The sequence below is a fragment of the Rhizobium herbae genome (genome assembly GCF_017873135.1).
GTDB classification, from domain to species: domain Bacteria; phylum Pseudomonadota; class Alphaproteobacteria; order Rhizobiales; family Rhizobiaceae; genus Pararhizobium; species Pararhizobium herbae.
In genome coordinates this window covers 77,457-99,241 of sequence record NZ_JAGGJV010000001.1, presented here as the reverse complement: position 1 = coordinate 99,241, position 21,785 = coordinate 77,457, and the positions used below count along the sequence as shown (strand labels likewise).

The 21,785-nt window shown below is 60.7% G+C and carries 21 protein-coding genes; 3 read left to right on the top strand and 18 right to left on the bottom strand.

Translation table 11 applies throughout. The annotated features are described in order from the left end of the window. Nucleotides 1-2 precede the first annotated feature (2 nt). From J2Z75_RS00590 to J2Z75_RS00515, 16 genes are all read right to left on the bottom strand, one after another. Nucleotides 3-455, bottom strand: coding sequence for a type II toxin-antitoxin system RatA family toxin (locus tag J2Z75_RS00590; RefSeq protein WP_209846212.1), 453 nt, complete (start codon nt 453-455; stop codon nt 3-5). A gap of 56 nt (nt 456-511) precedes the next feature. Then, the gene (locus J2Z75_RS00585) at nt 512-1,096 is read right to left on the bottom strand and encodes a P-loop NTPase family protein (protein WP_209846209.1); all 585 of its coding nucleotides are present in this window, start codon (nt 1,094-1,096) and stop codon (nt 512-514) included. A 66-nt stretch (nt 1,097-1,162) separates the two neighbouring features. After that, nucleotides 1,163-2,140, bottom strand: coding sequence for a lipoyl synthase (gene lipA, locus J2Z75_RS00580; protein WP_209846206.1), 978 nt, complete (start codon nt 2,138-2,140; stop codon nt 1,163-1,165). A 68-nt stretch (nt 2,141-2,208) separates the two neighbouring features. Beyond that, nucleotides 2,209-3,654: a dihydrolipoyl dehydrogenase gene (lpdA, locus tag J2Z75_RS00575; RefSeq protein WP_209846204.1), complete on the bottom strand. Its 1,446-nt coding sequence runs from the start codon at nt 3,652-3,654 to the stop codon at nt 2,209-2,211. A gap of 20 nt (nt 3,655-3,674) precedes the next feature. After that, nucleotides 3,675-4,256, bottom strand: a complete 582-nt coding sequence (locus J2Z75_RS00570; protein WP_209846201.1) for a GNAT family N-acetyltransferase — start codon at nt 4,254-4,256, stop codon at nt 3,675-3,677. Then, nucleotides 4,257-4,898: an SGNH/GDSL hydrolase family protein gene (locus tag J2Z75_RS00565; protein WP_209846198.1), complete on the bottom strand. Its 642-nt coding sequence runs from the start codon at nt 4,896-4,898 to the stop codon at nt 4,257-4,259. Nucleotides 4,899-4,902: 4 nt separating this feature from the next. Next, nucleotides 4,903-5,418, bottom strand: coding sequence for a hypothetical protein (locus J2Z75_RS00560; protein WP_209846195.1), 516 nt, complete (start codon nt 5,416-5,418; stop codon nt 4,903-4,905). Nucleotides 5,419-5,438: 20 nt separating this feature from the next. Then, nucleotides 5,439-6,740, bottom strand: coding sequence for a pyruvate dehydrogenase complex dihydrolipoamide acetyltransferase (locus J2Z75_RS00555; RefSeq protein ID WP_407692734.1), 1,302 nt, complete (start codon nt 6,738-6,740; stop codon nt 5,439-5,441). 53 nt (nt 6,741-6,793) lie between these two features. After that, nucleotides 6,794-8,170, bottom strand: a complete 1,377-nt coding sequence (locus J2Z75_RS00550) for a pyruvate dehydrogenase complex E1 component subunit beta (protein ID WP_209846190.1) — start codon at nt 8,168-8,170, stop codon at nt 6,794-6,796. Nucleotides 8,171-8,191: 21 nt separating this feature from the next. Further along, nucleotides 8,192-9,238, bottom strand: a complete 1,047-nt coding sequence (gene pdhA, locus J2Z75_RS00545) for a pyruvate dehydrogenase (acetyl-transferring) E1 component subunit alpha (protein WP_209846187.1) — start codon at nt 9,236-9,238, stop codon at nt 8,192-8,194. Between the two features lie 148 nt (nt 9,239-9,386). Next, the gene (locus tag J2Z75_RS00540; protein WP_209846183.1) at nt 9,387-9,695 is read right to left on the bottom strand and encodes an FtsB family cell division protein; all 309 of its coding nucleotides are present in this window, start codon (nt 9,693-9,695) and stop codon (nt 9,387-9,389) included. A 249-nt stretch (nt 9,696-9,944) separates the two neighbouring features. Continuing rightward, nucleotides 9,945-11,219 (bottom strand): phosphopyruvate hydratase, encoded by a 1,275-nt coding sequence (eno, locus tag J2Z75_RS00535; RefSeq protein ID WP_209846175.1) that lies wholly within the window; start codon nt 11,217-11,219, stop codon nt 9,945-9,947. Nucleotides 11,220-11,354: 135 nt separating this feature from the next. Continuing rightward, complete coding sequence (gene kdsA / locus J2Z75_RS00530) at nt 11,355-12,197, bottom strand: 3-deoxy-8-phosphooctulonate synthase (protein ID WP_209848646.1); 843 nt, start codon at nt 12,195-12,197, stop codon at nt 11,355-11,357. Continuing rightward, nucleotides 12,197-13,090, bottom strand: a complete 894-nt coding sequence (locus tag J2Z75_RS00525) for a VOC family protein (RefSeq protein ID WP_209846172.1) — start codon at nt 13,088-13,090, stop codon at nt 12,197-12,199. Before J2Z75_RS00525 ends, kdsA begins: the two co-directional genes overlap by 1 nt. Nucleotides 13,091-13,247: 157 nt before the next feature. Further along, the gene (locus tag J2Z75_RS00520) at nt 13,248-13,988 is read right to left on the bottom strand and encodes an SDR family oxidoreductase (protein ID WP_209846170.1); all 741 of its coding nucleotides are present in this window, start codon (nt 13,986-13,988) and stop codon (nt 13,248-13,250) included. Between the two features lie 53 nt (nt 13,989-14,041). Continuing rightward, a complete protein-coding gene (locus J2Z75_RS00515; protein WP_209846166.1) occupies nt 14,042-14,806 on the bottom strand; it encodes an SDR family oxidoreductase in 765 nt (254 codons plus the stop codon). 141 nt (nt 14,807-14,947) lie between these two features. On the opposite strand from J2Z75_RS00515, the gene J2Z75_RS00510 reads away from it, so the two are divergent. Next, nucleotides 14,948-15,859 (top strand): LysR family transcriptional regulator, encoded by a 912-nt coding sequence (locus J2Z75_RS00510; protein ID WP_209846163.1) that lies wholly within the window; start codon nt 14,948-14,950, stop codon nt 15,857-15,859. 7 nt (nt 15,860-15,866) lie between these two features. Here J2Z75_RS00510 and J2Z75_RS00505 read toward each other — a convergent pair whose 3' ends face one another. Together J2Z75_RS00505 and J2Z75_RS00500 are read right to left on the bottom strand one after the other, a co-directional pair. Next, on the bottom strand, nt 15,867-16,439 hold the full coding sequence (locus J2Z75_RS00505) for a transglycosylase SLT domain-containing protein (RefSeq protein WP_209846160.1): 573 nt from the start codon (nt 16,437-16,439) through the stop codon (nt 15,867-15,869). Nucleotides 16,440-16,554: 115 nt separating this feature from the next. Then, nucleotides 16,555-18,258, bottom strand: a complete 1,704-nt coding sequence (locus J2Z75_RS00500; RefSeq protein ID WP_209846158.1) for a GH32 C-terminal domain-containing protein — start codon at nt 18,256-18,258, stop codon at nt 16,555-16,557. A 1,055-nt stretch (nt 18,259-19,313) separates the two neighbouring features. Between J2Z75_RS00500 and J2Z75_RS00495 the strand changes: the two genes are divergently transcribed. Both J2Z75_RS00495 and J2Z75_RS00490 read left to right on the top strand, forming a co-directional pair. Then, entirely contained in the window at nt 19,314-21,236 is a 1,923-nt protein-coding gene (locus J2Z75_RS00495) for a methyl-accepting chemotaxis protein (protein WP_209846155.1), read from the top strand. After that, the gene (locus J2Z75_RS00490; protein WP_209846152.1) at nt 21,236-21,733 is read left to right on the top strand and encodes a chemotaxis protein CheW; all 498 of its coding nucleotides are present in this window, start codon (nt 21,236-21,238) and stop codon (nt 21,731-21,733) included. Before J2Z75_RS00495 ends, J2Z75_RS00490 begins: the two co-directional genes overlap by 1 nt. Nucleotides 21,734-21,785 lie beyond the last annotated feature (52 nt).

Here is a 21,785-nt window from a genome sequence, read left to right as displayed (position 1 = left end):
CGCTATGCCGTTGCATAGATCGCGTCCGCGCGCTTCTCGAAGGCTTCGGAAAACATCCGGAAAGCTCGGTCGAACATCGAGCCCATCAGGGCACCGAGGATGCGGCTCTTGAACTCGTAGTCGATGAAGAAATTGACCGAGCAGCCGCCCTCGCCCGTTTCTTCGAAACGCCAGCGATTGTCGAGATATTTGAACGGCCCGTCGATATATTTGACGTCGATGATGCGCTCGGCCTTGTTCAGGAGTACCTGCGTGGTGAAGGTCTCGCGGATCGCCTTGTAGCCGACGGTCATATCGGCCAGCAGCAACTCCTTGCCGTCACGCTCCCTGCGCGAACGGACCGTCAGTCCTTCGCAGAGCGGCAGGAATTCCGGGTATTTCTCGACATCGGCAATCAGGTCAAACATCTGGTCTGGCGTGTGCTTGACGGGCCGGCGGGTTTCGAACTGTGGCATGGCGTTCAGATATTCAATGAGGCTTATAAAAACAAGATGGCACGACAGCGCATGGGTCAGACATCCACCGCTGGGCAAACCCGCGACAAGCGATCAAGCAGGCGCCGCGTTTCATGGTGCGATCTCAACACGAGTACCGGTACGACAGGACCATAATCGGCCAGTTTCTGTTCGATCTCCGGGCTTTCCGTCTTTTCGAAATTCCAGATGTAGCGCAGGAATTCCGCAGTCAGGCGTTCCGGGCAGTTTTCCGCCATTTCAGGCCGCGTCCTGCCGCGATATTTCAGCCAGCGAATGACGACACCAAACAATGACACGCGGCGCGGCGGCCGCATCCATAGAACGAGATCCGTGCGTGGCAGGCGCAGAGGCAACGTGCCTGGGCTCGTCCCATCCATAACCCATCGCTGCTGTGCGACTGTCCGTTCGACGATCTCGAGCGCGTCCGCTCTTGGCCGCTGCGTCCAGCCAGGCAGCCAGAAAACGTCGCGATCCATGGAGACGTGGGGAAGCTGAAACATCTCGGACAGTGTTTTTGCAAGCGTACTCTTGCCGCTGCCGGAGCAACCGATGATCGTGACGCGATCGGCCTTGGAAAGCAGCGTTGCCGCCTCGCCGATATCCGCCAGATAGCGTGCCATATCCCTTTCCCAACATAAAAAGGCCGCGGTGTTTTCGACCGCGGCCGTTCAAAGAATGCGAAACTTTTACTCCGCGGCGGCCAGAAGCTTCTTCTCGCGTGCCGCGCGCAGCCGGGCGAAATCGTCGCCGGCATGGTGCGACGAGCGGGTCAGCGGGCTGGAGGCGACCATCAGGAAGCCCTTGGTGTAGGCGACGGTCTCGTAGGACTTGAACTCTTCCGGCGTGACGAAGCTCATCACCTGGTGATGCTTGCGGGTCGGTTGCAGGTACTGGCCGATGGTCAGGAAATCGACATCGGCGGTGCGCAGATCGTCCATCAATTGCAGCACTTCGTTGCGCTCCTCGCCAAGGCCAACCATGATGCCGGACTTGGTGAACATCGTCGGATCCAGTTCCTTGACCCGCTGCAAAAGCCGGATCGAATGGAAGTAACGGGCGCCGGGACGCACCGTCAGATAATTGCCCGGAACGGTTTCCATATTGTGATTGAAGACGTCCGGCTTGGCGGCAACGACGCGCTCCAGCGCACCGGGCTTCTTCAGGAAGTCGGGCGTCAGGATTTCGATGGTCGTTGCCGGCGACGCGGCGCGGATCGCCCAGATCACCTTTTCGAAATGCTCGGCGCCGCCATCGGCCAGATCGTCGCGATCGACCGAGGTGATGACGACGTGGCTGAGCCCCATCTGCTTGACGGCCTTGGCGACGTTTTCTGGCTCGGCCAGATCCAGCGCGTTCGGCTTGCCGGTCGTGACGTTGCAGAAGGCGCAGGCGCGGGTACAGATCTCGCCCATGATCATGAAGGTGGCGTGCTTCTTGTCCCAGCACTCGCCGATATTCGGGCAGCCGGCCTCTTCGCAGACCGTGACGAGCTTATGCTCCTTCACGATCGACTTGGTTTCGGCATAACCCTTGGAGGTCGGCGCACGAACACGGATCCATTCCGGCTTGCGCAGCATCTCGGTATCGGGCTTGTGGGCCTTTTCCGGATGGCGGACGCGCTTGGCGTCCGGGTCGAGCGTTGTACGGTCGAGAATAGTGACCATCGTGACTTCAACTTTCCTTCAGGCCGGAAATGCGGCCCGCCTTCAGATGGAGGCGAGCCCTAGCATAATCAAGCGTTCAGTGCACGCCCATAGGCATCGAGCACGCTTTCCTTCAGCGTTTCCGAAATGGTCGGATGCGGGAAGATCGTGTGCATCAGGTCTTCCTCGGTCGTCTCGAGGTTCATGGCGACGACGAAGCCTTGGATCAGTTCGGTGACTTCGGCGCCAACCAGGTGCGCGCCCAGGAGTTCGCCGGTCTTCTTGTCAAAGATCGTCTTGACCAAACCCTGGTCCTCGCCGAGTGCGATCGCCTTGCCGTTGGCGACGAACGGGAAGCGGCCGACGCGGATATCGCGACCCTGTTCCTTCGCCTTTGCTTCCGTGAGGCCGACCGAGGCGACCTGCGGGTTGCAATAGGTGCAGCCTGGGATTTTCAGCTTGTCCATCGGATGTACATTCGGCAGGCCGGCGATCTTCTCGACGCAGATGACCGCTTCATGCTCGGCCTTGTGGGCAAGCATCGGCGGGCCGGCAACATCACCGATCGCATAGACGCCCGGCACGTTGGTCTTGCCGTAGCCGTCGATGACGATGCAGCCGCGATCCGTCTTGACGCCGAGCGCCTCCAGACCGAGGTTTTCGATATTGCCCTGGACGCCGACGGCCGAAATCATCCGGTCGGCGGTGATCTTCTCGACGGAACCGTCCTTCTTCTCGACATGGGCCGTGATCGAATCGGCCGATTTCTCAACCTTCGTCACCTTGGCGTCGAGAATGATCTTCATGCCCTGCTTGTCGAACTGCTTTTTGGCGAAGGCGGAGATTTCCGCGTCCTCGACCGGCATGACCTGCGGCAGAAGCTCGACGACGGTCACGTCGACGCCCATCGTCCGATAGAACGAGGCAAATTCGATGCCGATGGCGCCGGAGCCCATGACCAGCAGCGACTTCGGCATGCGGTCCGGGTTCATTGCCTCGAAATAGGTCCAGATGAGCTTGCCGTCAGGCTCAATGCCGGGCAGCGCGCGCGGACGGGCGCCAGTGGCGACGATGATGTGCTTGGCGGTATAGGTGCCCTCGCCCAGCGTGTTCTTGGGGATCGGGCCCTGCGGCTGGACGATGGTCTTGGTGGTCTTGGCAACGACGATCTCGTTCGGCTTCGTCAGCTTCGCCTCGCCCCAGATGATATCGACCTTGTTCTTCTTCATCAGGAAAGCGACGCCGCCGTTCATGCGCTCGGCAATGCCGCGCGAACGGGCGATGATCGCCTTCAGATCGGGTGTTATCTTGCCTTCCAGCGTCAGGCCATAGTTCTTGGCGTGTTCGGCCAGATGCAGCACTTCGGCGGAGCGTAGCAGCGCCTTGGTCGGGATGCAGCCCCAGTTGGAGCAGATGCCGGCCAGATGCTCGCGCTCGACCACGGCGACCTTGAGGCCCAGCTGTGCTGCACGGATGGCCGCGATGTAGCCGCCGGGGCCGGAACCGATAACGATGACGTCGTAGGAATTTGCCATTCTTGTTTCCTGCCTCTTGACTAGGTCATGTTGCGGGCCAGCAAGACCCATTCATGCCTTTTGCTGTCTTCAAAGAGCGGCACGGCCGGAAGCCTCGCCTTCTCTGCAAATCCGTTGGCCGCATAGAGCGCCAGCGCCGGTTCATTGTGGCTCTCGGTGATCAGGCTGACCTGCCTGCCGTTCGCCTTGTCGATCTCGTGGGCAAGCAGCGCCCGCCCGATACCCTTGCCGCGATGGTGCCGGTAGACACCGAGGCTGTCGATAAACCGGCTGCCGATCATCTGCACCTGCAGGTCCAGCAGCGGCTTGATCACCGGATGCGGCGCGACCATGTCGCGAACATTCTCATCCAGATCGTAGCCGATCGACACACCGGCAATCTCGCCGTCCCATTCCGCAACCGTCGCATCTCTCCAGGCGCCGGGCTCATCGTCCATCCGCATGCGCGAACGGCCCTGCTCCATGGTGGTGTCCGTCTCGCCACGCTTCACCGCTCCGTACCAGAGCCAGGTCGCAAAACCGTGGGAGGCGATATCGACCAGCACCGCCAGTTCCGCCGCATCCCGCCGTTCCGCTGCCCGCAGCACAAGCGCCTCAGTCACTCAAAGCCCAAGCATCATCCGAGCCATCGGCTCGAGGCCGCGTCCGATGGCGCGCGTATTTTCCGTATCCAGATGCACGCCATCGAGCGGCGTTGTCCTTGCCACCGACCCGGCATCGAAGAAGCCGCAGCCAAGCTCATCGGCGAGATCGGCATAGAGCGAAGCCAGCATCGACGACTGGTCGATCGCACCGGCAAACATTGCCGCAAAATTTGCATTCGCCGTCTCGCAGATTGCCGGCGGCGCGACGATCAGAATTTCCGGCGCCTCGGCCTGAACACTCGGCCAGCTGTGATGCCAGACAAGATTGACCAGCCTCTCGATGCCCTTCACCGCGCCGAAGGCGGTTCCGTGCACCAAAGGCTTCATATCGTTGGCGCCGAGCAGAAGGATCACCAGATCGATCGGCGCGTGGGTTTGCAGGATGGTCGGCAGGATGCGCACGCCATTACGGTCACAGTCGGCCAGGTGATCGTCATAGGCGGTCGTGCGGCCGTTCAAGCCTTCGGCGATCACATGAACGCCGTTGCCCAGCGCCTTCTGCAGAACCGACGGCCACCGATCGTCCAGCGCATGCCGGCCACCGGTCTCCGCGTCATATCCCCAGGTCAGGCTGTCGCCGTAGCAAAGGACTGTTTTCATGGCATCAATCCCGTCCCAGCAACCGGTCTACATCGGCAAATTCGTCAACATCCTGCGGCAGCGCCACCTTCATACGCTCCGCGTCAGCGAGGCCATAGGGGTCGCCATCGCGGGCATCGCGAATGCCGGCCTCGACAACATCAAAGCCGTCACACAGTCTGAGGTCCTGGGCCGTACCGATATCTGCACCTTTGAACAGCAGGCAGAGAGCCCCTTTGCCGTCATCACCGTTGCTCGCAGTCCAGGCGACCGGCACGACCTTGTCGCCCAGTGCCGCCGACCAGACGACACCGGTGCCGTCGGGTCGAAGATATTCGAGCTGGGGGATCCGGTCGCTGTCGTTGCGAAACAAAAGCGTCCTGTCCGTCATCTGCTCCACACGCTGCCTGACCTTATCGTTCAGGTCTTCAGCCTGCGCCGAAGCGCCGATCAACAGGGGAAACAGGGCAACGACAGTTGCGGCCCAGAAGCGCCGCAACGTCCGTGTCTTTTCAGTTGCGTTTCCCACGTTGGAAGCCATGTCGCGACGCTCTTTCCCGGTCAGACCAGCATGCCCATCGGGTTTTCGATGTAGCGCTTGAAGGCGCCGAGCAGTTCGGCACCGAGCGCACCATCGACCGCGCGGTGGTCCGTCGACAGCGTCACGGTCATGACGTTGGCGATAACCATCTGGCCCTTCTTGACGACGACGCGTTCCTCGCCTGCCCCGATCGCAAGGATCGTCGCGTGCGGCGGATTGACGACGGCGGCGAAGTTCTTGACGCCCATCATGCCCATGTTGGACACGGCGGTGGTGCCGCCCTGGTACTCTTCCGGCTTCAGCTTGCGGCCCTTGGCGCGGGCGCCGAGGTCCTTCATCTCGTTGGAGATGGTCGAGAGGCTCTTGGTTTCGGCACTGCGGATGATCGGCGTGATCAGGCCGCCGGGGATCGACACGGCAACGCCGACATCGGCGTGCTTGTGCTTGACCATGTTCGTGTCCGTCCAGGAGACGTTGGCGTCCGGAACATCGCGCAGGGCCAAGGCGAGTGCCTTGATGACCATGTCGTTGACCGAAAGCTTGTAGACCGGCTTGCCGTCCTTCTCCGGTGCAGACGCATTGATCTGGGCACGCAGGGCCAGAAGCGCATCCAGTTCGCAATCGACCGAAACGTAGAAATGCGGGATGGTCTGCTTGGATTCCTGCAGGCGCTTGGCAATCGTCTTGCGCATGCCGTCATGCGGCACGAGCTCGTAGGAGCCTTCGGCGAAGTTCTTCAGAACCGCCTCGTCGGAAGCGCCCTTGGCAAGCGGTGCCGGAGCCGAGGCTGCCGCAGTGGTCGGCGCAGCCGCAGCCGGAGCAGCCTTGGCGCCACCACCGGCGACGGCGGTTTCGACATCCTTCTTTACCACGCGGCCATGCGGACCGGTGCCAGAAACAGCGGAGATGTCGATCCCGGCTTCCTTGGCCAGACGGCGGGCAAGCGGCGACGAGAAGGTCCGCGCGCCGGAGGATGCCGGAGCGGATGCCTGTGCGGCGACCGGAGCCGGAGCAGCAGGCGCTGCCTCTGCCTTTGCAGGCGCTGCTTCCGTCTTTGCGGGTTCAGCCTTGGCAGCCGGAGTTGCGCCGCCGCCGGAGGCAGCGGCCGCAACATCCTCGCCGTCAGCAGCAAGAATGGCGATCAGCGCGTTGACCTTGACGCCTTCGGTACCTGCCGGAACGACGAGCTTGGCAACAATGCCTTCGTCGACCGATTCGACTTCCATCGTCGCCTTGTCGGTCTCGATCTCGCAGAGAACGTCGCCGGACGAGACCTTGTCGCCTTCCTTGACCAGCCACTTGGCGAGGTTGCCCTCTTCCATGGTCGGCGAAAGGGCTGGCATGGTGATGTTGATAGGCATCTCTTCACCCTCCCTTATTTGTAGCAGACGGTCTTCACCGCCTGGACGACTTCGCCGACATTCGGCAGGGCCAGCTTTTCAAGGTTGGCGGCGTAGGGCATCGGCACGTCCTTGCCGGCGATCGTCAGGACCGGCGCATCGAGATAATCGAAGGCCTGCTGCATGACGCGGGTGGCGATTTCGGTGCCGATCGAGTTCTGCGGATAGCCCTCTTCCACCGTCACCAGACGGCCGGTCTTCTTGACGGACTCGATCACGGTCGGCAGATCCATCGGACGCAGGGTGCGCAAGTCGATCAGTTCGACGTCGATGCCTTCCTTTTCTAGCTCGGCGATCGCCTTGATGGCATAGGTCATGCCGATCCCGAAGGAGACGATGGTGACGTCCTCGCCCTTGCGGTGGATGCGCGCCTTGCCGATCGGCAGGACGAAATCATCCATCTTCGGCACATCGAAGCTCTGGCCGTAGAGGATTTCGTTTTCGAGGAAGACGACAGGGTTCGGATCGCGGATCGCAGCCTTGAGCAGGCCCTTGGCGTCGGCTGCCGTGTAGGGCATGACGACCTTGAGGCCCGGGATCTGGCTGTACCAGGTGGCGTAGTCCTGGCTGTGCTGGGCGCCGACGCGGGCTGCAGCACCGTTCGGGCCGCGGAACACGATCGGCGCACCCATCTGGCCACCGGACATGTAGAGCGTCTTGGCTGCCGAGTTGATGATCTGGTCGATCGCCTGCATGGCGAAGTTGAAGGTCATGAACTCGACGATCGGCTTCAGGCCCGCCATCGCAGCACCGACGCCGACGCCGGCAAAGCCATGCTCGGTGATCGGCGTATCGACGACGCGGCGCGGTCCGAATTCCTGCAGCAGGCCTTGGGTGATCTTGTAGGCGCCCTGATATTCGGCGACTTCCTCACCCATGACAAAGACGTCGGGATCGCGGCGCATTTCCTCGGCCATCGCATCGCGAAGCGCTTCGCGAACGGTGGTGGAGACCATTTCGGTGCCGGCCGGAATATCCGGATCGGAGGGAATGTCGGCCTTCGGCTGCGCTGCGACCGGAGCAGCGGCGGCAGGAGCCGGTGTTTCGGACTTGGCGGGCTCGGCGGCAGGCGCTGCGGCCTTCGGAGCGGCAACGTCGCTGGCGCTTTCGCCGTCCTGCAGGAGGATTGCGATGACGGCGTTGACCTTGACGCCTTCCGTGCCGGCGGCAATCAGCAGCTTGCCGATCACGCCTTCATCGACGGCTTCCACTTCCATGGTCGCCTTGTCGGTTTCGATCTCGGCGATCACGTCGCCGGAGGTGACCTTGTCACCCTCGTTTTTCAGCCATTTGCTGAGCGTGCCTTCTTCCATCGTCGGCGACAGAGCGGGCATCAGAATCTCGATTGGCATGATGTTTTCCTCGTCCCGGTCTTAAAGCAGAATGTCGGTGTAGAGCTCGGATACATCCGGCTCCGGATCGGACTGGGCGAAATCGGCACTGTCTGCGACGATATCGCGGACATCCTTGTCGACGGCCTTGAGATCGTCCTCGGTCGCCCAGCCCTTTTCGATAAGACGGGCCTTCACCTGCTCGATCGGGTCATGCTCGGAGCGCATCTTCTGCACTTCGTCCTTGGACCGGTATTTCGCCGGGTCGGACATCGAATGGCCGCGATAGCGATAGGTCAGCATTTCGAGGATAATCGGGCCCTTGCCGGAGCGGCAATGCTCGAGTGCCTCGTCGGCGGCAGCCTTGACGGCACGCACATCCATGCCATCGACCTGCATGCCGGGAATTCCGAAGCCGGAACCGCGCAGCGAATAGTTCGACTGGGCGGTGGCGCGGGCCGTGGAGGTGCCCATGGCGTAACGGTTGTTCTCGATGATGTAGACGATCGGCAGCTTCCAGAGAGCGGCCATGTTGAAGCTCTCGTAAACCTGGCCCTGGTTCGCCGCGCCATCGCCGAAATAGGCGACGGAAACGCTGTCATTGCCGCGATAGGCATTGGCGAAGGCAAGACCGGTGCCGAGCGACACCTGCGCGCCGACGATGCCGTGACCGCCGTAGAAATGCTTCTCCTTGGAGAACATGTGCATCGAGCCGCCCTTGCCGTGGGAATAGCCGTTGCGACGGCCGGTCAGCTCGGCCATGACGCCGCGGGCTTCCATGCCGGTTGCCAGCATGTGGCCGTGGTCGCGATAGGCGGTGATGACCTGATCGCCTTCCTTCTGGGCCATCTGCATGCCGACGACGACAGCTTCCTGGCCGATATAGAGATGACAGAAGCCGCCGATGAAGCCCATGCCGTAAAGCTGGCCGGCCTTCTCCTCGAATCGGCGAATGAGAAGCATTTCACGATAGGCCTTCATATCCTGATCGCGATCGAACTCTGCGATATTGGAGCCGGTGAATTCCTTCTTGGCGGGCTTTGCCGCTGTCTTGCGGCTGGAAACGGACGCGGATTTTCGCGGTGCCATTCAATCCTCCCTATGGTTGGCTTTTGCAGGTACCATAGGGAAAGAATGCCATCACAGCAATGCCATATTTGCATGGCTTATATTCCTATCAAGCCATTGATAAGAATAGAATATTCAAGATTAACCTGTTTCCGGTTAATGTGACAATTTAGTGAAAGATAACGATTTCGTCGCTGCGCGACATATTCAGCCCGAACCGGGCTTTCTCGTCAAGCATGTCGCGTTCGAGCGAACCGTCACTCAACAATGCCACTTCTTTTTCAAGCGTTTGACGCCGCTGCGTCAACTCGTTCAGACGCGCCTGGCGCTCGATACGCTGGCGATCGAATTTTTCGGTTGCCTTCAGCCCATAATCGCCGTGGATGGAATGATAGCCGAAATAGGAAAGGAAAGCGACGGTGATGAGCGGCATGACAAACCGCCCGAGCTGCCGTTTCTTATGGTGTTTGGTCCACATAGATCATGCCCTGATACGCAATACCAAGACACGCTACCAGCCATTGATTAACCGACCGTTGACCATAAACGCCGGCAACAAAAAACCCGCGGCCGATAAGGACGCGGGCAGAGTGCTGATAAGGCTCGAAAATTTCTCTCCGCCGTCATGCTCGGGCTTGTCCCGAGCATCTTCCACCGCCTCCGCATTGATGGTAGGCCAGCAGATGGTCGAGACAAGCCCGACCATGACGACAGGTGGGTGGCGATCTCAGACCTTCAGGATCGAGCGGCCGGCATATTTCGCCTGCGGGCCGAGCTGTTCCTCGATGCGGATCAGCTGGTTGTACTTGGCAAGACGGTCGGAACGCGACAGCGAACCGGTCTTGATCTGTCCGCAATTGGTCGCAACGGCCAGATCGGCAATCGTCGAATCCTCGGTTTCGCCGGAGCGGTGCGACATGACGGCGGTGTAGCCGGCCTTGTGTGCGGTCTCGACGGCGTCGAGCGTTTCCGACAGCGAGCCGATCTGGTTGACCTTAACGAGGATCGAGTTGGCGACGCCCATCTTGATGCCGTCGCGCAGACGCGAAGAGTTGGTGACAAACAGATCGTCGCCGACCAGCTGGACCTTCTTGCCGGCGAGATCGGTCAGCGTCTTCCAGCCTTCCCAGTCATCTTCAGCCATGCCGTCCTCGATCGAGGCGATCGGGTACTTGGCGGCAAGCTCGGCCAGGTATTCGGCCATGGCGCCCGGCTCGAGCGTACGGCCCTCGCCTTCCATGACGTACTTGCCGTCCTTGAAGAATTCGGTCGAGGCGCAATCGAGGCCGAGGAACATGTCCTCGCCCGGCTTATAGCCGGCCTTCTCGATCGACTTCATGATGAAGTCGAGGGCTTCCGACGCGCTCGACAGGCCCGGCGCAAAACCGCCTTCGTCACCGACATTGGTGTTGTGGCCCTTGGCCGACAGTTCCTTCTTCAGAACGTGGAAGACTTCCGCGCCCATGCGAACGGCGTCGCGCAGGCTGTCGGCGCCGACCGGCAGGATCATGAATTCCTGGAAGTCGATCGGGTTGTCGGCATGGGCGCCGCCATTGATGATGTTCATCATCGGGACCGGCAGCAGGCGGGCGTTCGGGCCGCCGACGTAACGGTAGAGTGGCAGGTTCGCAGCTTCGGCGGCAGCCTTGGCGATAGCCAGCGAAACACCGAGGATGGCGTTGGCACCAAGGCGCGACTTGTTCGCCGTGCCGTCAAGCTCGATCATGGTGTTGTCGATGAGGATCTGGTTTTCAGCGTCGAGGCCGCCGATGGCTTCGAAGATCTCGCCATTGACCGCTTCGACTGCCTTTTCGACGCCCTTGCCGTGATAGCGCTTGCCGCCGTCACGCAATTCGACAGCTTCATGCGCGCCGGTCGAGGCGCCGGAAGGAACAGCGGCGCGACCAAAGCTGCCGTCTTCGAGATGGACGTCGACTTCGACGGTCGGGTTACCCCGGCTATCGAGAATTTCACGGCCGATGATGTCGATGATTGCAGTCATGATCTCTTCCCTGCTTCAAACATGGTGGTGGAGGATGGTCCTGTCATAATTCATGGACCGGAAATTACAATGGCGGGTGCGGAGCAATTGCTGCCCGCACCCGGGCCTTCAAGAAAAATTCACACAAGCCCGCATTCAGCGCTTGGCGACCGCGTCGAAGGCAAGCAGGGTCTCCAGCAGGCGCGGCATGTCCTTCAGGTGTACCATGTTCGGCCCGTCCGAAGGCGAATTGTCGGGATCCTCATGCGTTTCGATGAACACGCCGGCAACGCCGACGGCAACGGCTGCGCGTGCCAGCGTCTCGACGAATTCGCGCTGACCGCCGGACGAAGCGCCCTGACCGCCCGGCTGCTGCACGGAATGGGTCGCATCAAAGATCACAGGTGCACCGAGACCGGCCATGATCGGCAGCGAGCGCATGTCGGAAACCAGCGTGTTGTAGCCGAAGGAAGCACCACGCTCGCAGAGCAGCACGTTCGGATTGCCGCTTTCAGTGAACTTGGCCAGAACGTTTTTCATATCCCAGGGGGCAAGGAACTGGCCCTTCTTGACATTGATCACGCGGCCCGTCTTTGCGGCGGCAACCAGAAGGTCCGTCTGGCGGCAGAGGAAGGCCGGGATCTGCAGAATGTCGACCGTCGGCGCAACGAGGCCGCACTGCTCTTCCGTATGGATATCGGTAATGACGGGAAAGCCGTATTCCTTCTTGAGATCGGCAAAGATTTCCATCGCCTTTTCAAGACCGATGCCGCGCTTGCCGGAGATCGACGTGCGGTTGGCCTTGTCGAAAGAGGACTTGTAGACATAGCCAAGGCCGAGCGACTTGCAGAGTTCGACCATCGTGCCGGCGATCATGAAGGCATGATCGCGGCTTTCCATCTGGCAGGGGCCGGCGATCAGCGACAGTTTCTGCGTGTTGGAAAAGACGACCTGGGCTGCACCGCTGCCGGCGACCACGTTTGCATTAGTCTGCATGATTATTCTCCGAATGCGAAAATGACACCCTGTCCCGGCGCTTCCGAAACGATCAGGCGATTGTCTTTTCTGGTGAAGGACACCGCGTTGGCGGCGAAAAGATGTTCGGTCGCCTTGAGATCGGCGACCTGGAAGACGACGGCGCGGCCGCGCAGTCCGCGCGAATGGCCCGGCGTTTTGCGATTGAAGAAGCCGGACATGCCCGCCGGGTTGAGAACGGAGATCTTGATGCCGTTGTCCGTCTCGATGTCCATGCCGAAGGAATGCGCCGACACTTCGCGCTCATCGACGGCTTCCTGAAGGATATATTGGAAATCGGTGGGATTTGGTTCCGACAACACCACTTCGGTCATCCCGGTGACGCCATTGGCATGCGCTTCGAGCATTGATCGATCGGATGGAAGCGGCTGAACGCGCTGGCAGCTGAAAAAGAAGAAATCCGGTGCGCGCAAATCGGCCGCGAAGGAAAGCCGGAAACTGCCGACGGCCTCTGATCCATCCGGCAGTTTCATCGGCCGGGAGAATTCCAGCATCTCGCCGGCCGAAACGCCCTTTTCGCGAAAACGCTCGTGGTCGGCGACCGCATCTTGCGTGCCAAGCACGATCGCCGAAAAGCCGTCCTGCCCGCGGCGAAAGCGATAGGCCTGGTCGCGTGCAACAAAGACGTTCCCCGCAATGGCTGCGGCTTCGCACGCTTCACGCTGGGCAACACCCAACGGCTCGAGATAGGTCTTGTCGGAAAAGAAGACGCAGGCATTTTCCGTCCCGAAAGGATGCAGCGCATCCGCAGCCACGGTAAAACCGAGTTGCTCGTAGCGATTTCTGGCAGTTGCCAGATCGACAACCGGAAGAACCAGATGGTCGAGCAGACGGGGTGTGCGGGACGCGGCGCTCATGAATTTCCCTGAAACAGGTCGTTGGCAGGTGCTTTGCCCGTTTTGACGGCCGATTTCAAGGAAATGTTGAACGACGTGATTTGCTGGGCGCAGAACGAGACAAGCCAAAGACGAGACAAGGCCCGGCGTGAAACGCTGGGCCTTGCAGGTCGATCGTTCAAAGATTGCTCATGCCGCCGTCGATGACCAGCTCGCTGCCGACTGTATAGGTCGATTCATCGGAAGCGAGAAAAACCACGGCCTTGGCGATTTCGCTCGGATTGCCAAAGCGGCCGGCCGGAATCTTGGCCGCAGCCATGGCGTCGGTGTCGGCGGCCGACATGCCGAGCTTGCCGTAGAGCGGTGTTGCGACCGGACCGGGGCTGACGGCATTGACGCGGATGCCGCGGCCGATCAGTTCACCCGATACTGTCTTGGCAAAGGACAGCAAAGCGGCCTTCGTCAGCGCGTAAACGCTGGTGTTCGGCATGCCGATATGGGCGTTGATCGAGGTGTTGAGCACGATCGAGGCCGGATTGGCGAAGATCGGCAGCAACGCCTGGATGAGGAAGAACGGGCCTTTAACGTTGATCGCAACGGAGCGGTCAAAGGCCTCTTCGTCGAACTGGTCGATCGGGCGAAAATCGGCCGCACCGGCATTGACGAACAGGATGTCGAGGTGACCGAAGGCGGCCTTCACCGCCTCGGCAACCACTTTCTGTCCAGCGACATTGCCGGCATCGGCCTGGATGACGAGTGCCTTGTCGCCGAGTTCGGCGCGGGCCGCTTCGATGGTGGCCGGATTGGTGCCGGTAACCGCGACGCGGGCGCCCTCGGCGATGAACTGGCGGGCCGTTTCAAGGCCGATGCCGCTGGTGCCCCCGGTGATGAGAGCGGTTTTATTGTGCAGGCGTGACATGATCAAACTCCTTGTTGTGTCCCGGGTCCCCGATCGGGGGCTCAACTCTGGGCTCAGGTTCGGGTGATCGAAGCACCGCCATCGACGAGCGACGCGGTACCGGTGACGAAGGCGGAATCATCGGAGGCGAGATACAGGACGGAGCGGGCCAACTCTTCCGGTGTCGCAACGCGCTTCAGGGCATGCAGGTTTGTGATGAACGACTGCGATTCGGGCGTGTTGTTCATATCGCGGTACATCGCGGTGTCCACGGCGCCGGGCAGGATCGCGTTGACACGCACCCCCTGCGGGCCGAATTCGGCGGCAAGCGCCTGCGTCAGGCCGATCAGGCCGGCCTTCGAAGCGGCATAGGCGGCGACGCCGGGGAATGCGAAGCTGTAGCCGACGAAGGTCGAGGTGAAGATCACCGAGCCGCCGCCATGCTTGACCATCTCGGCGATCTGATGCTTGGCGCCGAGAAACGAACCGGTGAGGTTGATGGCGATAGCATCGTTCCAGCCCTTTTCGGAAACACCGGTCGACGGACCGGCTTCGCCGAGCGTTCCGGCATTGTTGAAGGCGATATCGAGGCGGCCGTATGTTTCGACGGCCAGCGCGACAAGCGCCTGGGCATAATCTTCCGAGCGGACGTCACCGGCAAGTGCTACGGCATCGCCGCCGTCAGCCTTGATTTCGGCGACGAGTTCATCGAGCTCGCCCTCGCGACGGGCACCGACGACGAGCTTTGCGCCTTCGGCTGCGAACAGCTTTGCGGTGGCGCGGCCGATGCCGGCGCTGGCACCGGTGACGATGGCAACTTTGTTGGACAGGCGTTCCATGATCTTTTCCTCTTGTGGCAGAGCGGTCGAGGCGCCGTGTTGGCCGTCTCTTCATGCCGTTTGCTTGGACGGAATATGGCTTTCTTTTATCGTTCGGATTAGTCTGAAAATCATGGAATTCGTATCCGGGAAAACCGAACGATGATGAAGCTCGACGGCATTGCCAGTTTTGTCGCGATTGCCGAAAGCGGCTCGATCAGCGAGGCGGCGCGGCGCCTTCGATTGTCGAAGTCGGTGGTCAGTGAACGGCTTGCCGAGCTGGAGCGCAGCCTCGGTGCCGGTCTGCTGCACCGAACGACGCGCAAGCTGACCCTGACGGAGGACGGAACCGCTTTTCTGGAGCGCGCCAATCGCATTCTACAGGAGATCGACGAGGCAACGGCCGACATGGCCGAACGGCGCGGAACGATTTCCGGGCCGCTGCGCGTCTCGGCACCGGTCACCTTCGGGCGCATGCATCTCGGTCCTGCGCTCTATCCGTTCCTGGCGGAGCACCCCAACCTGCGGCTGACGCTCGACCTCGACGACCGCCGTGTCGATGCGGCGGCGGATGGCTACGATGCCGTGGTGCGCAACGGACCGATCGCCGATTCGCGGCTGATGGCCTGGCGGCTGGCGCCGAGCAGGCGTGTCCTTGTCGCCTCGCCCGCCTATCTCAGGGAAAACGGCAAACCGGGATCGATCGAGGAACTCGAACAGCATCGCGGTATCTTCTACACCAATCGGGGCGTTGCCGACTGGCGCTTCCCGAGCCTCGGCGGCACCGTCGTTGTTCGCGGGCAGATGGGTCTCGGCCTCAACAATGGCGACATGCTGCGCGACGCCGCCATTGCCGGTCTCGGCATTGCGCTTATTCCCATGTTCATCGTCGGCGAGGCGGTCGCGGCAGGCGAACTCGAGACGCTCGATATCGGCGTGCAGCCGGAGCTCGAATATATCCACATCGCCCACCCGGACGGACGACGCCCCTCTGTCAAGTTACGGGCGCTGGCCGATCATCTGCGGACCGCATTCGGCAGCCCGCCTTATTGGGATCCGGCATTTCCAAAGTGAAACAGTATCAGTCGCAGGAGCGAAGCTGCCTGGCATAGGCACTGGCAATGTTTGCGGAACGGCGGGCCGCATTCTGCAATTGCGCATTGCCGCGCCAGCCGCCCCTGCGATATCCGGCATCACCAAGATAATAGGCCAGATAGAGACTATAGGCGTCGTTGCGGGCAATGCCGGTCTTCTTGCTGTTTTGACTGTGGTACCAGGCGACGAAATGGATCGCATCGGAGAATTTCGTCCGGCGTGCCAGCATGTGGCCGGTCGAGCGCTTGTATTCGGACCACGTGCCGTTCAGCGCCTGCGAGAAGCCATAGGCCGTCGACTGGCGCTTCCAGGGGATGAAACCGAACAGCTTGGTACGCGGAGGCCGGGCATTCGGACGGAAGCCGGACTCGGTGTAGATCGTCGCCATCAGGATCGGTACGGGAACACCATATTCGCGCTCCGCATGTTCGGCGGCGCGCTGCCAATTGTTAAACCAGCCGTCACGCTGCTCGAAAATCGCGCAGGCATTCCGTATGTCTCTCGGGGCGGTCGCACAGCCGGCCAGAAGCAGTAGGGCGACGATAAACGCAATACGCATCGCTCGGATCTCTCACTTTCAGAGAGATTACTAACCGGTAAACGTTAAAGAGAGGTTTTTCGATAAAATCGAACGACAGATCTCCTGATTTTGGCACGCTTCCGGCGGCGGAAACCTACAGTTGGAGGGAAAAGATGCGGCCTGACGTAACGTAACCCTCCATCGCCTCAAGGCGGACGGAGCGGACCGGTTCGAACCCCTCGATACGCTTGGTTCCAGCCCAGCGGCCATGATCGGCGAAGACCTCGATCGAGCCGGCATCGAGAAAAATCCGCAGGCTCGACGGGTGCGCGCCGCGTGCAACATAGCGCGGAACGGTTTCGGCATCCGCCAGGGTGTAGAGAATCGACAGTCCCTCGGCATCGAGGCAAAGCGCCAGAGCCACATCCGGATGATCGAAATGCAGCGTGAACGGCGCTCCGGGCGAAGACAGTTCCAGCACGATCTCGACCGCGCCCGTTTCCAACCCCACCGTTTCGCCGGCGACAAGCCGTGCGTCGTCCATGACCGCGCTCCGCAGACTGTCGACGGCCGGAACCGGCGGCGTCAGGACGGCGTCTTTCTGGAGCAGCAACACCCGTGGCAGCGTCATCGCCGTTGGAAAATCGATGGTGTGGGAGACATCGGCCCAATTTGCGAGCCAGCCGATGCCGACGGGTGTCTCGCCATCGACAAAGGCTTGAAAAGCATAGTTGTCGGTGCCGAAGTCGAGTTCCTGCTCGAAGTCCGTCAGAAACCGGACGCCATCGAAATGTCCGACCGCAATCAGGGTCAGGTTCTTGCGGCCGGTATCTGCATGGGTGCTGTTCATCAGGCCATAGATCAACCCCCAGCGGGTCTCGGGGGCCTCGGCAGGTCCATCCAGCGGCAGCAGGCAGGGGCATTCGATGACGGCAGTGCCAAATCGCTCCTCAAGCAGCAGCGTGCCGACGAAGCGCCAGCCGCCAGCGGCCGCCGGATCGTCAGTCTCATAGAGGAGGATAACGCCGCCTCGCTGGCTGAGGCTGCCGAGAACCATCTTCCACAGCCCATCCGGTCCCTTGATGACGTAGGGATCGCGAAAATCGAGCGTCAGGCCAAGGCCGGAAGGCCGGCTTGGCAAGATGACTTCGGCCTGGCTGGCGGTGATGATGTTGTGTGAGGTGGCGGTCAGCTGGACCTGGGTCTCCGGGATACGGTCGATGACCTGTTCGGTGAAAAAGACACGGATGCCGCCCTCGTTTTCGATCGGAATGGCCGAACCGGAAAAGGCCCCGCCCCGCCGGTCCGGCCGCGCCGTCAGGTCTTCGGAGGGAAACAGGAAGATCGGCATGTGATGCCAATGGATGTAGTCTTGCGATACCGCGTGCCCCCAGTGCATCGTATTCCACCGCAACCCGTGGGAATAATGCTGATAGAACAGATGCGGACGCCCCCCAAAGCGACCAAAGCCGTTCGGATCGTTCATCCAGCCGAAGGGTGGGCGGAAATGGTAGCCGTGCGGGACAGGTGCCGGGGCATTGGCGGCGCTGGTGTGGATGACGGTGATACCGTTTTCCACCACCTCGGCGGCATTGAAAAAATAGGCGACGGAAACCGCGGTGGTCGCCGTATCGTAGACGCAGGAAAGATCGCCGCCAGTGGTGGCAACGAAGGTCCGGAAGACATATTCCTCGGCATTGCCGACCTGGACTTCGCCGATCTTGTCGCCGCCGAGCAGGAACGCCATCGTCCCCGGCACTTCCGGCTTGGTCGCCTTCAGCCAGACATGCAGCGTGGCGCTGACCGGTACTTCGGCCTGCAAGGTCCTGAGTGTTTCCGTGACGACAGCATCCGCCATTGTGTGTCCCTTCCTTCAGCACGCATCGGCCTTCCGGGCGAAGAAACGATGCGTGCCTTTCCAAAAGCCATTCCAGCGACCTAGTGCCTGATGGCGAGATGTAAAGAAGACGGCCTGACGCGGAAGACAGCAGGAAGCGTCCCCGCGCGGTGTTCGCCGTGGTTTTCAAAAATCGGATCATTCGGACGGGGCACTGGAAACCGTCTCTAATGAATAAGTTTATGTGACGCTTTCCAGCGCCCCGTTTGGCGTTCTCTCGGGAGCTTTCCTCCCTACAGACCCCGACTCCGGATCCTCTGACCCGGGACAATCGTCGTGCCATAGGTCTCCGGTTCCGCCGCGCAGCAACGGTTCCGGTATGTCACGCCCTTCATCCCGGCATGTGCATCCCACAGATGCGCCCGCCCCAGAAGGACAGGGGGGATCCATTTTCCGGGGGCTCTCCTTCCGGTCCGCCTGACGTTCGGGGTCTCCTTATTGAGACCACGAGGCTTTGCGTGGAGCGCCAGCCCTGCCTCGCCGCAAACGTCTTGCGGTGTATCCGTGACAGAACGATGGGATCATGACACGGGATTGCAAGGCGGGGATGGACGGGGATGAAATTTTCGGGCGGAAGGCATCGCTATGATTGCGGACCGGAGCGGCCGCACAGAGCGGTGCCGGAGGCACGATCTCCGCCGTTCAACAGCCCTAACTCCTGAAGGCAGCGCTGCTATGGCTCGTGCCCTCCGATCACGGTTCATCCATCCGGCATTCAGGCAATGCTCGCATAGCACGAAGACATAATAGCCACATCGCGCATAGATATGCATAATACGCATTTTTCGGGTTTCTACTCGCCTCGATTCAAGCAAGTTAATTTAAAATAAATAACCGCGGCAAATTATGACATCTCAAGAGTATTCATTGTCCTTCGATGAGGAAATGTACTGCTTAGCATGATCCAGGGGCGGAGTGTATTCCGTTCGTTGAAGCCTTCGGCAGAATGATTTTGCTCTTCGGCAAATTTCCCCCATCGCCCCGAAGGGCGTATGATTGCTCGGAGTAACTGCATTATGTCCCGTCCAAGGATCAAGACTGCACTGATCGGAATTTTTGTTCTCGTCGGCCTCATCGTTGGCGGCTTCGCCGCATATTCGGTCGATCGGCTGTGGGTCATCAATGAAAATGTCAGCGAACTGGCTGGCAACTGGATGCCCAGTCTCAAGGCGGCGAAGGATATTACCGCCGGCACTGCCGCACTACGCATTGCCTTGCGCGACCATGTGCTGCAGACCGATGAAGCGGAAATCGCAAAGGTCGAAGACCGGGTCAAGAAATACGCGGCGGCATTTATAAAACACGTCGCCACCTATGAAGCTCTCGATGTCGAAAAAACGGATACCGCATTTACCGATGAGCTTCGATCCGAATTTGCTGCCTACATGGCAAAAGCTGACACGTTTCTTGCTCTTTCGCACAACAACGAGAATGACGCAGCCAAAAAGGTCCTCTACTCCGAAGTTGCCCCTATCGGTGACAAGATCATTGAAACATCCGACAAACTGGTCGCGATCAACGAGACAGGTGCCGATGAGGCTTATAACGCCAGCCAGGCTGTCTACAACATGGCCTTGATGACAACCTTCCTTGCCATCGGGCTCTGCGCCGCGGTCATCGGCCTTTCCATCTGGTTCGCGCTTTCGGGCATCGCCAAGCCGATCGAAATCATTACCTCTTCGATGAAGAAACTGGCCGAGGGCGACAGCGCCTCTGCCATTCCCTATAATGGACGCGCCGACGAGATCGGCGAGATGGCGGCAGCCGTCGAAGTGTTCCGCGCCAATGCAGTCGCGAACAGGAAGCTCGAAGACGAAGCCGCTGCGAACCGCAACCTCAGCGAAGAAGAACGCCAGCGCAAGGCCGACGCAGATCGGATCCGTGGCGAGGAGATGGCGCAGGCGACGTCTGGACTTGCCAGCGGCCTGAAGCATCTGGCCGGCGGCGACCTTTCGTTCCAGCTCGACGATGCCTTCGCACCTGATTTCGAAAGCCTTCGCGCCGACTTCAACGCGGCTGTGGCACAGCTTGCCGACACGCTGCGTTCGGTCGCCCACGCCACGAGCCAGATCGACAGCGGCACCCGCGAGATCAGCCAGTCGGCCGAAGATCTCTCCAAGCGAACCGAACAGCAGGCCGCCTCGCTTGAGGAGACGGCAGCCGCACTCGATCAGATCACCGCGAACGTATCCAACTCTTCCAAGCGCGCCGACGAGGCCCGGACCGTCGCGGTTCAGGCCAACGAAAGCGCCGTCCAATCCGGCAAGGTCGTCGCCAACGCCGTGAATGCAATGCACAAGATCGAACAATCGTCGAACCAGGTCTCCAATATCATCGGCGTTATCGACGAGATTGCCTTCCAGACCAACCTGCTCGCACTCAATGCCGGCGTCGAAGCGGCCCGTGCAGGCGATGCCGGCAAGGGGTTCGCCGTCGTTGCCCAGGAGGTACGCGAACTCGCACAGCGCTCCGCCCAGGCTGCCAAAGAGATCAAGGAGCTGATCCGCACATCGGCGACCGAAGTCCAGAGCGGCGTCAAGCTGGTGAGCGACACCGGCGAGGCGCTGAAGACCATCGAGGGCTACATCGTCACCGTCAACCAGCACATGGATGCTATCGCGACCTCGGCCAAGGAGCAGTCGGTCGGTCTTGCCGAAGTGAACACTGCCGTAAACCAGATGGATCAGGTGACGCAGCAGAACGCGGCAATGGTGGAAGAGAGCACCGCGGCAAGCGCCACGCTTGCCGGCGAGGCAGGACGCCTGCGCGAACTCATCGGCCAGTTCCAGCTCGGCGGCGCGCTCCGCGAGACGGTATCGGCCATGGCCGCTGGCAGAAATCACCGTCCCGTCGCATCACCCGCGAGACGCATGGCAGGACAGGTGGCCCAGGCCTTTTCCGGAAATGCAGCCGTCAAGGAAAGCTGGGAGGAGTTTTGATGAACGTTGTTGTCAACTCGCCCGCGAACAACGGTGAAACACTTGAGATCATCGCCTTTCGGCTGCACGACCAGGAATTCTGTGTCCGCACGACTACCATCCGCGAAATTCGCGGATGGGGTCCGGCAACGCCGATCCCTCATGCGCCCGCCGATGTCATCGGCGTCATGAACCTGCGCGGGACGGTCATCCCGATCGTCGATCTTGCCAACAAGCTCGGCATGAGAAGCACGGAGCCCAACGAACGCAGCGCCATCGTCGTGGCCGAGGTTTATGGCATGGCCATGGGTCTGGTCGTCGACAGGGTCTCGGACATTCTGACAATCTCCGCCAGCCTTCTTCAACCTGTTCCCGATATCAGCGTTTCCAGCGGCAGACGTTACGCCGATGGCATTATCGCGCAACCAGACGGCATGATCTGCTTTCTCAACCTGGAACGCATGTTCGAAGCAAGCGAGACGCAAAACATGGCGGCGACCAAGATGGCCGCGGCGTAATACGCCGCCGCCAATTCTCTCAAGCCCCCGGAGGGTCGGCACCGATCCACAC